The following is a 12580-nucleotide window of genomic DNA, read 5'->3' on the forward strand; positions in this document are numbered from 1 at the left end:
GGAAGAAGTAGTCGTTGTCCTGGGTGAGGAACTTGCCCACCTCGTCGATGAACAGCCCGAACCCGATCCCGCCGAGGAACGCAGCGGGCGGGCGGACGACCGGCCCGGCGAAGGACAGCAGCAGGACCATCGCCACCGCCATGAACAGGCCGCCCCACAGGACGTGGGCGACGTGCAGCGTCTCCCCGCCGATCTGGGGGAAGCCGGTGAGCTGGAGGTAGCCCCGGGTGACGACGATGGTCGCCACCGTGGTGAGGACGAACCCGAGCACGTGCTCGCTCGCGCGGGGGTCACGCGGCAGCCCCCACCGCAGCAGCACGTGGCGCCGGTCCATCAGCGGCGGCGCTTCTCCCGGACGCGCACGCTGATCTCGACCGGCGTGCCGGCGAAGCCGAAGGTCTCCCGCAGCCGGCGCTCGATGAACCGCCGGTACCCGTGCTCGATGAACCCGGTGGCGAAGAGGACGAAGCGCGGCGGGCGGGTGTCGGCCTGGGTGGCGAAGAGGATGCGCGGCTGCTTGCCCCCGCGTACCGGGTGCGGGTGTGCTGCGGTGAGCTCCCCGAGGAAGGCGTTGAGCCGCCCGGTGGAGATGCGGGTGTCCCAGCCCTCGAGCGCGGTGTCCAGCGCCTTGACCAGCCGATCGACGTGCCAGCGCGTCTTGGCGGAGACGTTGACCCGCGGTGCCCACTGCAGCTGCCCGAGGTCCTTGTCGATCGACCGCTCGAGCTGGAACCGCTTGTCCTCGTCCATGAGGTCCCATTTGTTGTAGGCGATGACGAGCGCCCGCCCGGCGTCCACCACCTGCTGGACCACCCGGACGTCCTGCTCGGTCAGCGGCTGGGAGGCGTCGACGAGGACGATGGCGACCTCCGCCTTCTCCAGCGCCGCCTGGGTGCGCAGGGAGGCATAGAAGTCGGCCCCCTTGGTCTGGTGCACGCGCCGGCGGATGCCGGCGGTGTCGACGAACCACCAGGGCCGGTCGCCCAGCACGACGAGCTCGTCGACCGGGTCGCGGGTGGTGCCGGCGACGTCGTCGACCACCACGCGCTCCTGCCGGGCGAGCGCGTTGAGCAGGCTCGACTTGCCGACGTTGGGCCGTCCGACGAGCGCCACCCGCCGCGGCCCGCCCTCCGGCAGCGGGGAGGCCACCTGGGAGACCTCCGGCAGCACCTCCATCGCGGCGTCGAGCACGTCGCCCGAGCCGCGGCCGTGCAGAGCGGAGACCGGCCACGGCTGCCCCAGCCCGAGGGACCACAGCTCGGCGGCGTCGGACTCCTGCATCGGGGAGTCGACCTTGTTCGCCACGAGGATCACCGGCTTGCCGGACTGCCGCAGGAGCCGCACCACCTGCTCGTCGGTGCTCGTGGGCCCCACAGTGGCGTCGACGACGAACAGCACGGCGTCGGCCATCGCGACGGCAACCTCGGCCTGGTCGGCGACCCGCGCCTGCAGTCCGCGCGCGTCGTGCTCCCACCCGCCGGTGTCGACGAGCGTGAAGCGGCGTCCGGCCCACTCCGCGGGGTAGCTCACGCGGTCACGGGTGACACCGGGGACGTCCTGCACCACCGCCTCACGCCGGCCGAGGATCCGGTTGACGAGGGTCGACTTGCCCACGTTCGGGCGGCCGACGACGGCGAGCACCGGCAGTGGCGCCTCGGGCACCTCCGCGCCGGGGGCGGCGTCGGCGGCGGCGAGGAGCGCTGCGTCGTCCTCGTCCAGGACGTAGTCCTCCAGGCCGGCCCGCAGTGCTGCGGCGCGCTGCTCCTCGTCGTCCCAGGTGGTCGTGCGGTCATCGGGTTCGGTCACGCCCGCCATTGTTCCCTGCCGTGGCGGTCCGGCGCGAACGGCCTCGCCGCGTCACAGCAGGCCTGCGTCGTGGACGCACAGCGCGATCTGCACCCGGTTGCTCGCCTCGAGCTTGGTGAGGACGCGGCCGATGTGGGTCTTCACGGTGGCCAGCCCGAGGTACAGCTCGGCCGCGATCTCCGCGTTCGACAGCCCGCGGCCGATGGCCACGGCCACCTCCCGCTCCCGGTCGGTGAGCCGCGCGACCCGCTCGCGGGCGGAACGCTCCCGGGGGTTGCCCCGGTCCCGGGTGGCGGCGCTGATCACCTGCGCGGTGACGCTCGGCGAGAGCATCGGCTCCCCGCGGGCGGCCCGGACCACAGCCTCCACGAGGTCGGGCGGCGGGGTGTCCTTGAGGAGGAACCCGGCCGCGCCGTGGCGCAGGGCGGTGAGGACCATCTCGTCGGTGTCGAAGGTGGTCAGTACGAGGACCCGTGCCGTCGAGCCGCGCTCGGCGAGGCGGCGGGTGGCGGCCAGGCCGTCGAGGCCGGGCATCCGGATGTCCATGAGGACCACGTCAGGGCGCTCCCGCTCCACGACGGTGAGCGCCTCGTGCCCGTCGGCCGCCTCCCCGACGACGTCGACGGTGTCGCTCCCGCCGAGGATGAGCCGGAGCCCCGCGCGGACGAGGCCGTCGTCGTCCACCACGACCACCCGGACCGGTGCCACCGTCACTCCTCCTCCCAGGGCAGCCAGACCCGCACCGCGAAGCAGCCGTCGGATCCAGGTCCGTGCTCGAGCACTCCCCCGGCGAGCTCCACGCGCTCCGCCAGCCCGACCAGCCCGAGCCCGGCCCCGGGTGCGGCCGGGGTCGCCACGCTCCCCGCCGGCGGCACGTCGTTGTGCACCTCGACGGTGAGCAGCCCACCCGGGCCGCCGGCGAGGCGGACGACGACGGCGCTGCCCGGGGCGTGCTTGCAGGCGTTCGTCAGTGCCTCCTGGACCACGCGGTAGGCCGTGCGGGAGACCGTGACCGGCATCCCGGCCGCCCCCGCCAGGGACCCGCCGGGCAGACCGGTGGCGTCGAGCATGACCTCGACCGTCGCCCGGGCCGCGTCGAGCAGCTCACCGACCTGCTCGAGCACCGGCTGCGGGGGCTCGGCGAGGGCGTCGCCCTCCCGGCTGCCGGCACCCGCTCCGTGGCCTGCCCGGAGCACCCCGAGCACCTCCCGCAGCTCGGTGAGCGCGCGGTGGGCGTTGTCCCGGATGACGCCGGCCGCCGCGGCGGTCTCCTCCCGGCTGAGGTCGGTGCGGTAGGCCAGCGCCCCGGCGTGCATCGCGACGAGCGAGATCCGGTGGGCGAGCACGTCGTGCATCTCACGCGCGATGCGGGTGCGCTCGGCCTGGCGTGCGGCCTCCGCCTTGGCGGCCTGCTCCCGCTCGGCGGTCTCCGCCCGCAGCTGTAGCGTGCTGAGCAGCTCGCGTCGGGCGCCCACGTAGTAGCCGGTCGCGACGCACGTCGCGCCGACCCCGACGGCCAGCCCTCCGGACAGGACGATGAACCCCATCCCGAAGGACTCCCCGAAGACGGACGGTCGCCACACCAGCTCGTAGCAGATCGCCGCCGCCACCCAGACCGCGACGACGGGGACCACCCAGCGCCACCGCCGCCACGTGGAGACCGACACGAGGGCGACGGTGGCGGCACCGATCGCCGAGGCGGAGACGGTGGTGAGCAGCCCGGTGAGCACACCCGCGGTGCGCGGGTGGCTGCGCCGCAGCGGCAGCGCGCCGAGCCCCAGCACGCCGAGCAGCGCGTCGAGGACAAGGGCGGCGCCGATGCGTGCCTCCACGTCCCCGGCCACGGCCGTGCCGTCGGCGGGGACGACCTCCGCTCCGGCTGCGAGCCACAGCACGAGGGCGATCCCGAGCGCGGCCAGGTAACGCCAGGTTCGCGACCAGGGCCGCAGCGGCGGCGGGGCGGACGGTGCCGGGTACGGCGGAGCGGCCACGGTCGCCGGCTCGGCGGACGGTGACGCGAGACCCTGCATGCCGCACAGCCTAGGGAACGCGCGGGTCCACGCGGTCCACCCGCGGGCTCGCCGGGGTCCGCCGAAAGGTTGACGGGCAGGAGCCCCCCGACCGATCCCCATCCGCTGCGCCGCCGCGAGAGTGGACGCCATGATCACAGCCGAGAACCTGACGAAACGGTACGGCGACCGTCTCGTCGTCGACACCGTCTCCTTCACCGCCCGTCCCGGGCGCGTCACCGGCTTCCTCGGCCCGAACGGGGCCGGGAAGTCGACGACGATGCGCATGCTCACCGGGCTGACCACCCCGACCGCCGGCCGCGGCACCGTCCTGGGCGTGCCGTTCGCCGAGCTCGCCAACCCGGGCCGCCGGGTCGGTGTGCTGCTGGACGCCTCCGCGCAGCACGCGGGACGCAGCGGCCGGGAGGTCCTCACCCTCTCCGCCCGCCTCATGGGACTGTCCTCCTCCCGCGTGGAGGCGGTGCTCCACCTGGTCGGGCTCACCCCGGCGGAGGCCCGGGGACGCACCCGGACGTACTCCCTGGGGATGCGCCAGCGGCTGGGCCTGGCCCACGCCCTGCTCGGCGAGCCGGAGGTGCTCATCCTCGACGAGCCGGCCAACGGGCTCGACCCGGCCGGCATCCGCTGGATGCGCTCGGTGCTGCGGTCCTTCGCCGACGCGGGCGGCACCGTGCTGCTGTCCTCCCACCTCCTGCGTGAGGTCGAGGCGGTCGCCGACGACGTGGTCATCATCGGCGGCGGTCGGATCCTCGCCGCCGGCAGCGTCGCCGAGCTGCTCGGGGCGCCCGGCACGCTGGTCCGCAGCACCGACGACGCCGCGCTCGCCCGGGCCCTCGTCGGCGCCGGGCACGACGTCGACCCGCTCCCCCACGGCCTGTCCACCTCCGCCTCACGCGAGGAGGTCGGCCGTGCCGCCCTGGACGCCGGCGTCGTCCTCACCGACCTCCGGCCGAACGCCGCCACCGGCCTGGAGGACCTGTTCTTCGAGACCACCGCCCAGCACGGGCGAGAGGAGGTCGCAGCATGACCGTCGCCACGGCTCACGCCACCCACCGGGACCACCGCACAACCGCCACGCCTCACCCGCGGGCGATCCCGTTCAGCCGCCTCGCACGTGTCGAGCTGCGCAAACAGCTCGACACCCGGGCGGGGATCTGGCTGCTCGCGGTGGTCGTCCTCGTCAACCTCGCGCTCAGCGCCCTCGTGCTCTTCGCCGGTGAGCCCGAGACCCGGACGTGGCAGGAGCTCACCACCGCCTCGTCCCTCGGGCAGGTGCTCCTCCTGCCCCTCATCGGGATCATGGCAGCGACCGGAGAGTGGTCCCAGCGCACCGCACTGACCACCTTCACCCTCGAGCCGCGCCGCAACCGGGTGACCGCGGCGAAGCTCCTGTCGGCCTGGGGGCTGGGCCTGACCGTCATGGTCGGTGCGCTCCTCGCCGGCGCCGTCCTCAACGTCGTCGGGATGCTCTGGCTCGACGGGGACGGGTCGTGGGCACTGGAGTGGGCGGTCGTCGGCGGCATGGTGGGCGCCCTGCTCATCCTCGTCACCCAGGGGCTGGCCTTCGGGCTGGCGCTGATGAGCACGCCGGTGGCGATCGTCGCCTACCTTGCGCTGCCGACCGCGTGGACGGTCCTCACCATGCTCGTCGACTCGCTCGACACCACCGCCCGCTGGCTCAACCTCGACCGTGCCATGGGCCCTCTCCTCGACGGGCAGCTGGACGCCACCGCGTGGGCCCAGCTGGGGACGTCGACGGCGGTGTGGGTGCTCCTGCCGCTGGCCGTCGGCCTGTGGCGCACCGCCCGTCGGGACGTCTCGTAGCGGGCACCTGAAGCCGGGGGCGGCCGCGTGGAGGGCGTGGCCGCCCCCGAACCCGTGGTGTCGCGCCCGGCCTCAGTGCGAGGGCAGCGGGACGCCGGTGAGGTGCACCGCGTCCTCGACGTGCGCGGCCAGCCCTTCGTGGATCTGCTTCATCGCCCGGGCCATGAGCTCCCGGTTACCGCCCTCGCGGCGCTCGGTGTCGATGACGAGTGGCTTGCCGAAGACCACGTGCAGCCGGGCCCGCGGCGGCGGCACGTAGCCCACCTTCTTCCCGCTGGGGCGGGTGCCGAGGCAGGCGACCGGGACGACCGGTGCCCGGCCGTGGACGGCGAGCCACGCGACGCCGGCGCGGGTGGACTCGACCCGGCCCCTGCCCCGGTTCCCCTCGGGGAAGATGCCGACCACCCGGCCCTCGTGCAGCAGCTGCTGGGCCACGGCCAGCGCCGCCCGCCCGTTGCTGCGGTCCACCGGGATCTGCCCGGCGAGCGTCATGAGGAAGCCGAGCGGGGTGTCCCAGAACTCCTGCTTGATGATGAAGTGGGAGCCGCGCGGGATCACCCCGTGGAGCAGCGGCCCGTCGATGACGCCCGTGTGGTTCGACGCGACGACCACCGGCCCGGTGCGCGGCACGTTCTCGGCGCCGTGGACCGTGGTGTTCCACCACGCGTGGGCGAGGAACCACCCCACCCGCCGGGACCACACCGGCCCCCAGCGGTGGATGTCCTCGGCCCGCACCCGCGACCCGCGGGAGGGCTTGCCGCTCACAGCGCTCCCTCCCGGGCCTGCTCGACCACCCGGGCGACGACGTCGACGGTCTCCTCCACGTCCATCCGGGAGGAGTCGATCGTCACGACGCCGTCGGCGGCGGTGAGGAAGGTCGACACGGTGGAGTCCCGCGCGTCGCGCCCGACCACCTCGGCACGGGTGGCGGCCAGCGTGGCGGCGTCGGCGGTGCCGTGCAGCTCCCGGGCCCGACGGGCCAGACGGGCCTCCTCGTCGGCGGTGAGGAGGATGCGCACGTCGGCGTCCGGCGCGACGACGGTGGTGATGTCACGGCCCTCGGCCACGATGCCGCGGCCCTGGCTGAAGCCACCGGGCCGGCGCTCGGCGGCGATGATCGCCCGCTGCCGCTGGCGCAGCTCGGCGCGCACGTCGAGGTTGGTCGCCACGGCCGAGACCACGGCGGAGATCTCCGACCGGCGGATCTCCTCGGTGATGTCGACGCCGTCGCACACCACGCTCGGGCGCGCGGGGTCGATGCCCATCTCCAGCGGCATCGCGCGGACCGCCGCGGCGACGTCCTGACCCGCCGTGAGGTCCAGGCCCTGCCGGCGGCACCACCAGGTCGCCGCCCGGTACATCGCCCCGGTGTCGAGGTACGCCAGGCCGAGCTGCGACGCCAGCCGCCTGCTCACCGTCGACTTGCCCGAGCCCGAGGGCCCGTCGATCGCCACCGTCACCGGTGCGGTCATTCCGCCACCACACTCCATCCGCGGTCGGTCAGGCCTTCCTCCAGCTCGGCGGCCGCCGCGGGCACCACCGACAGGTGGGCGATGCCGACCGGCGCGCCGGCGGAGTGCTCGAGCTGGAGGTCCTCGATGTTGACGCCGAGCTCACCCACCTCGCCGAACAGCCGGCCCAGCTCGCCGGGCTGGTCGGGCACGAGCACCTGGACGGTCGCGTACCGGCGCGGCGCCCCGCCGTGCTTGCCCGGGATGCGTGCGACCCCGGAGTTGCCGGCAGCGATCACGTGGGTCAGCGCGCCGACGGCGCCGGGGGCCAGCGGGCCCTCGGTGGCCGCCCGGTCCAGGCCGGCGATGACGGCGTCGAGGTCGTCACGCAGCCGGCGCAGCCCGTCGGCCACAGGCGCCGCGTTCCCGACGAGGATCGCCGCCCACAGCCGGGGGTCGGAGGCCGCGATGCGGGTGACGTCCCGCAGCCCCTGCCCGGCGAGGGACAGGGCTGCCTCCGGGGCGTCGACGAGCCGGGCCGCGACGAGGGAGGCCGCGAGCTGGGGCAGGTGGGAGACGAGGGCGACGGCCTCGTCGTGCTCGGTCGGCGGCAGCGTGACCGGCAGCGCACCGAGGTCGAGCGCCAGGTTGCGCACCGCCGTCGCGGCGGAGGCAGGGGTGTCGTCGGTGGCGGCGACCACCCAGGGGCGTCCGGCAAAGAGGTCGGCGTCGGCGGCCGCCGCACCCGACCGCTCCCGCCCGGCCATCGGGTGGGAGCCCACGTACCGGGCCCGCTGGGTCTCCTCCGCCCCGGCCGCCACCTCCTGGGCGATGACCGCCTTGACGCTCGCGACGTCCGTGACGACGGCGTCGGGGTGGCGGTAGAGCATCTCGAGGACGACGTCGCCCGCGACGTCCGGGGGCGTCGCGACGACGACGAGCGCGGGCTCGGGCCCGCCGCTGCCCTCGGGGTCGCCCGCGCCCATGTCCCGGGCCAGTGCGAGGGCGGAGGGCGAGGTGTCGGCGAGGATCACCGTCACGCCGAGGCGCCGCAGCCCGAGCGCGGTGCTCGTGCCGAGCAGACCGGTGCCGACGACCTTGACGGGGCCCGTGGTCAGGGGTGCCGCCTGCCTGCTCACGCTCGTGCTTCCTCCTCGGGGCGGACCGTCCCTCGCGGCGCCCGGGACAGCCTACCCTCGGCCGTCACAGGTCGACGCTCGCCATGAGCGTGCCGAGCTCGGTGCCCTCGACCACCCGGGTGTGTCCGGGCTTGAGCCGTCCGAGGCGGATGTTCCCGAACCGGGTCCGCACCAGCCTGGTGACCGGGTGGCCGACCTGCTCGAGCATGCGGCGCACGATCCGGTTGCGGCCCTCGTGCAGCTCGATCTCCACGACCGAGGCCGTGGGCAGCGTCTCCAGCACGACGAAGCGGTCGGCGCGTGCGGGTCCGTCCTCCAGCTCGACACCGGCGAGCAGCCGCCGGGCGAGGGAACGGGGCACCTCCCCCTCGACGGTGGCGACGTAGGTCTTCGGCACCTCGTAGGAGGGGTGGGTGAGCCGGTGGGCGAGCTCGCCGTCGTTGGTGAGCAGGAGGAGGCCCTCGGTCTGCTCGTCGAGCCGGCCCACGTGGAAGAGCCGCTCGGGCCGGTCGGCGACGTACTGGGACAGGTCGGGGCGGCCCTGCTCGTCCTTCATCGTCGAGACGACGCCGGCCGGCTTGTGCAGGGCGAGGGTCACCTTGGTCTCGTCGAGCTGGAGCCGGACACCGTCGACGTGGACGACGGCGGTGGCCGGGTCGACCCGGGTGCCGAGCTCGACCACCCTGCCGTCCACCGTGACACGGCCGTCGACGATGAGCTGCTCGCAGGCGCGCCGCGACCCGTAGCCGGCAGCGGCCAGGACCTTCTGCAGTCGGACACCGTCTGGGCGGTGGACGTCGTCGCTCATCTCAGCTCCTCCTCCAGGTCGTCCAGGGAGTCCAGGTCGGGCAGGTAGGGCGCGAGCGGGGGCAGGTCCTCCAGTGACCCCAGGCCCATCCGCTCGAGGAAGTAGGGGGTGGTCCGGTAGAGCACCGCGCCGCTCTCCTCGTGGCCGGCCTCCTCGATGAGCCCGCGGGCGAGCAGGGTGCGCACCACGCCGTCGACGTTGACCCCTCGGATGGCGGCGATCCGGCCGCGGGAGACGGGCTGGCGGTAGGCGATGACGGCGAGCGTCTCCAGCGAGGCCTGGGTGAGCCGGGCGGTCTGGCCGTCGACGACGAAGCGGCCGACGACGTCGGCGAACGCGGGAGCGGAGTAGATGCGCCAGCCGCCGGCCACCTCGCGCAGCTCGAAGCCGCGGGCGCGGGAGCCGCGCTCACCCCGGTACTCGGCGGCCAGCTCGGTGAGCAGCTCGACCACCTGGCCGGTGGGCAGCCCGAGGACACCGGCGAGCTGGGCGGCCGGCACCGGCTCGTCCACCACCATGAGCACGGCCTCGATCGCCGCGAGGTGCTCGTGCGGCATCGCGTCGTCCGGCACGGACTCGTACCGGGAGAGCGGTGGGTGCTGCGGCTCGGTCTCACTCATCGTCCGTCCCCTGATCCGGTGCGGCGGCGTCGTAGTCGTCGGCCACGGTGACCTCCCCCTCCTCGGCCCCGGACCACCGTACGGTGAGCTCGCCGAGCGGGCGGGCCTGGTCGAAGGAGATCGCGCCCTCCCGGAAGAGCTCGAGCAGGGCGAGGAAGCGGGAGACGACGACGGCGAGGTTCTCGGCGTCCGCCGTCAGCGCCCGGAAGGTCGCGGCGCGGACCCGCCGCAGCCGGTCGACCAGGAGCGCGGCCTGCTCCCGCACGGGGACCACCGGGGCGTGGAGGTGGGTGAGGTCCACCTGCGGGGGCCCGGGCCGGGGGGCGAAGGCCGCGGCGGCGATCTGCGCGAACCGTTCGGGGGTGACTCGCATGACGAGCTCGGGCAGCAGCGCCGCGAAGTGCGGCTCCAGCGTCACCGAGCGAGGGTAGGCGCGCGCCCCGGCCGCCCACCGCTCCCCGAGGTCGGTAGCGACCTCCTTGTAGGCGCGGTACTGCAGCAGCCGGGCGAAGAGCAGGTCGCGGGCCTCGAGCAGCTCGAGGTCCTCCTCGTCCTCCACCGAGCCGCGGGGCAGCAGCCGGGCGGCCTTGAGGTCGAGCAGTGTCGCGGCGACGACGAGGAACTCGCTGGCCTGCCCCAGGTCCCAGTCCCCCTGCCCCTCGAGGTGGGCGATGAACTCGTCGGTCACCTGGGCGAGGGCGACCTCGGTGATGTCGAGCTTGTGCTTGGCGATGAGCGACAGCAGCAGGTCGAAGGGTCCGGAGAAGTTCTCCAGGGTGACCGCGAACGGCGTGCGGCCCGGCGGGGTGGCGGCGTCCGCCGCCGGCTGCTGGGAGGGGGCCGCAGCCGGCTCAGGCGACGTCACCGCGGGCGACGAGCTCACGGGCGAGCCGCCGGTAGGCCTCGGCCCCCGGGTGCCCGGGGGCGTAGCTGGTGATCGGCTCGGTGGCGATAGTGGCGTCCGGGAACTTGATGGTGCGGTTGATGACCGTGTCGAACACCCGGTCGCCGAAGCCCTCGCGGACGCGTTCGAGCACCTCCCGGGCGTGGAGGGTGCGCCCGTCGTACATCGTGACGAGGATGCCGTCGAGCTCGAGCCGGGGGTTGATCCGCTCGCTCACCTTGTCGATCGTCTCCATGAGGAGCGCGACGCCGCGCAGCGCGAAGAACTCGGCCTCGAGCGGGATGATGACGCCGTGCGCGGCCGTGAGCGCGTTGACCGTGAGCAGCCCGAGGGACGGCTGGCAGTCGACGAGGACGACGTCGTAGTCCTCGGTGACCGGGCGCAGCACCCGGGTGAGCGCCTGCTCGCGGGCGACCTCGGTGACGAGGGTGACCTCCGCGGCGGACAGGTCGATGTTCGCCGGGACGATGTCGAGCCCCTCGACGGCGGTCTCGTGGACGATCTCCCGGACATCGGACCGCGGCTCCATGAGCACCGAGTAGATGGTGCGGTCCAGCTCGTTGGCGTTGACCCCCAGACCCGCGGAGGCTGCACCCTGCGGGTCGAAGTCGACGATGAGGACCCGCCGGCCGTACTCGGCGAGCGAGGCGCCGAGGTTGATGGTCGTCGTCGTCTTGCCCACGCCGCCCTTCTGGTTGCACATCGCGATGATGCGCGCCGGTCCGTGGCCGTCGAGCGGCGCCGGCTCCGGGAAGTCGGCGGCCTGCCCGGACGTCTCGTCGATCAGGGTCGGCTGCTGTGGGTCGGTCACGGTCCCCACGTTAGTTTGCCCGGACGTTCCAGGGCGAGCAGGCGCGCGGACAGATCCGCACTCCGTGCCCGGGCGGCGAGGCGGCGTGCCTGTCCGGGCAGGAGGACGAGCTGGCCGGGCACCTGCTGGAAGCCGATGAAGTGCAGCCCACCGGGCAGCCGGTCCGGTGGGAGGGGCAGGCCGTCGTCGTCGAGGACGCCGAGGTGGCCGACGAGGCCGTCGAGGTCCGGACGGAAGCCGGTGGCGGCGATGACGTCGTCCACCCGCACGTGGCTGCCGTCTGCAAACTGCGCGCCTGTCCGGTCCAGGCCGACGACGGCGGGAACCACCCGCACGGCCCCGGAGCGGATCGCCCGCAGCGTGCGGCGGTCGACCACCGTGGGCTCGACGCCGCGCCGGTGGAGCTGGGCGAACGGCGCCTCGGTCGGGCGGGGCAGTCCGTACCGGCTGAGGTCACCGACGGCCAGCGCCTGGAGCAGCCGGGTCCTACGACCAGCACGTCGCGGTCGCGGTGGGGAACGGCGTTGCGGTAGTCGGCGGCGTGGAGGAGACGGCCGGTGAAGGACCGTGTCCCGGGCCAGCGCGGCAGCCGAGGCCGCGCGTACCGACCGGTGGCGACGACCACCTGGCGGGCGGTGAGCGGCCCGGCCGTGGTTGTGAGCAGCCAGTGGTCGTCCTCCGGGTCGATGCGTCCCACCGCGACCCCGGTTCGCACCCGGCGTCCGGCGGCGTACCGCTCGAGGTAGGCCACGACGTCGTCACGTCGGGGGAAGGTGCCCGCCGAGCGCGGGTAGCGCAGCCCCGGCAGCGCAGACACGCCCCGGCCGCTGTTCAGGCGCAGCGCGTCGGGGCGTCCCCGCCACGGCTCCCCCACACGGTCCGCCCGCTCGAGCACGGTCGCCCGGAGCCCGCGCCGCTCGAGCGCAGCGGCAGCACACAGGCCTGCCGGTCCGGCACCGATGACGATGACGTCCGCATCCATGGTTCCCTCCCCGGGGACCGGGCCCTCCGGCCCCCGGCGAGCAGCGTGGGTGCGGTGACCACCCGCAGTCCATCCCCTCCCCGGGGGATATGGCGACAGGGTCGGTGGTCTGGGGCAGACTGGGGCGATGGGCGCCTCCGCGCAGGCCGAGCGCGCCAGGGCACACGACGCCGTGGTGCGGCTCAGCGCTCGCGCCCTGCCACCG

General features: G+C 74.5%; 13 protein-coding genes and 2 pseudogenes. 2 read left to right on the forward strand and 13 right to left on the reverse strand.

Annotated features, from left to right (window positions below):
• The 4 genes and pseudogenes from Q0195_RS11760 to Q0195_RS11775 form a co-directional block, all read right to left on the reverse strand.
• Positions 1-334 (reverse strand): annotated as a pseudogene (locus Q0195_RS11760) (hypothetical protein); the annotation flags it as partial.
• Positions 334-1806, reverse strand: a complete 1473-nt coding sequence (gene der / locus Q0195_RS11765) for a ribosome biogenesis GTPase Der (protein WP_299278718.1) — start codon at positions 1804-1806, stop codon at positions 334-336. The gene der and the pseudogene Q0195_RS11760, both read right to left, overlap by 1 nt.
• 51 nt (positions 1807-1857) lie before the next feature.
• Positions 1858-2514 carry a response regulator transcription factor gene (locus Q0195_RS11770; protein WP_299278721.1) on the reverse strand — a complete coding sequence of 219 codons (657 nt, stop codon included), beginning with the start codon at positions 2512-2514 and terminating at the stop codon, positions 1858-1860.
• Between the two features lie 2 nt (positions 2515-2516).
• On the reverse strand, positions 2517-3836 hold the full coding sequence (locus Q0195_RS11775; protein ID WP_299278724.1) for a histidine kinase: 1320 nt from the start codon (positions 3834-3836) through the stop codon (positions 2517-2519).
• Between the two features lie 130 nt (positions 3837-3966).
• Between Q0195_RS11775 and Q0195_RS11780 the strand changes: the two genes are divergently transcribed.
• Positions 3967-4863: an ATP-binding cassette domain-containing protein gene (locus Q0195_RS11780; protein WP_299278726.1), complete on the forward strand. Its 897-nt coding sequence runs from the start codon at positions 3967-3969 to the stop codon at positions 4861-4863.
• Positions 4860-5660 (forward strand): ABC transporter permease, encoded by an 801-nt coding sequence (locus tag Q0195_RS11785; RefSeq protein WP_299278729.1) that lies wholly within the window; start codon positions 4860-4862, stop codon positions 5658-5660. The genes Q0195_RS11780 and Q0195_RS11785 overlap by 4 nt, the downstream gene beginning before the upstream one ends.
• A gap of 72 nt (positions 5661-5732) precedes the next feature.
• On the opposite strand, the gene Q0195_RS11790 is transcribed toward Q0195_RS11785, so the two are convergent.
• From Q0195_RS11790 to Q0195_RS15800, 9 genes and pseudogenes are all read right to left on the reverse strand, one after another.
• Positions 5733-6425, reverse strand: coding sequence for a lysophospholipid acyltransferase family protein (locus tag Q0195_RS11790; RefSeq protein ID WP_299278731.1), 693 nt, complete (start codon positions 6423-6425; stop codon positions 5733-5735).
• Positions 6422-7132: a (d)CMP kinase gene (gene cmk, locus Q0195_RS11795; RefSeq protein ID WP_299278734.1), complete on the reverse strand. Its 711-nt coding sequence runs from the start codon at positions 7130-7132 to the stop codon at positions 6422-6424. The genes Q0195_RS11790 and cmk overlap by 4 nt, the downstream gene beginning before the upstream one ends.
• Positions 7129-8250, reverse strand: coding sequence for a prephenate dehydrogenase (locus tag Q0195_RS11800; RefSeq protein WP_299278737.1), 1122 nt, complete (start codon positions 8248-8250; stop codon positions 7129-7131). Before Q0195_RS11800 ends, cmk begins: the two co-directional genes overlap by 4 nt.
• Before the next feature lie 64 nt (positions 8251-8314).
• Positions 8315-9058, reverse strand: coding sequence for a pseudouridine synthase (locus Q0195_RS11805; RefSeq protein WP_299278740.1), 744 nt, complete (start codon positions 9056-9058; stop codon positions 8315-8317).
• Entirely contained in the window at positions 9055-9615 is a 561-nt protein-coding gene (gene scpB / locus Q0195_RS11810) for an SMC-Scp complex subunit ScpB (RefSeq protein ID WP_299278750.1), read from the reverse strand. The genes Q0195_RS11805 and scpB overlap by 4 nt, the downstream gene beginning before the upstream one ends.
• A 55-nt stretch (positions 9616-9670) precedes the next feature.
• Positions 9671-10543 (reverse strand): ScpA family protein, encoded by an 873-nt coding sequence (locus Q0195_RS11815; RefSeq protein ID WP_299278742.1) that lies wholly within the window; start codon positions 10541-10543, stop codon positions 9671-9673.
• Entirely contained in the window at positions 10530-11393 is an 864-nt protein-coding gene (locus tag Q0195_RS11820; RefSeq protein ID WP_299278745.1) for a ParA family protein, read from the reverse strand. The genes Q0195_RS11815 and Q0195_RS11820 overlap by 14 nt, the downstream gene beginning before the upstream one ends.
• Positions 11390-11770, reverse strand: a complete 381-nt coding sequence (locus tag Q0195_RS11825; protein WP_299278748.1) for a hypothetical protein — start codon at positions 11768-11770, stop codon at positions 11390-11392. The genes Q0195_RS11820 and Q0195_RS11825 overlap by 4 nt, the downstream gene beginning before the upstream one ends.
• A gap of 113 nt (positions 11771-11883) precedes the next feature.
• A pseudogene (locus tag Q0195_RS15800) lies at positions 11884-12375 on the reverse strand (NAD(P)/FAD-dependent oxidoreductase); the annotation flags it as partial.
• Between the last annotated feature and the right edge of the window lie 205 nt (positions 12376-12580).

The sequence above is a fragment of the uncultured Georgenia sp. genome (assembly GCF_937958535.1).
Taxonomy (GTDB): Bacteria; Actinomycetota; Actinomycetes; order Actinomycetales; family Actinomycetaceae; genus Oceanitalea.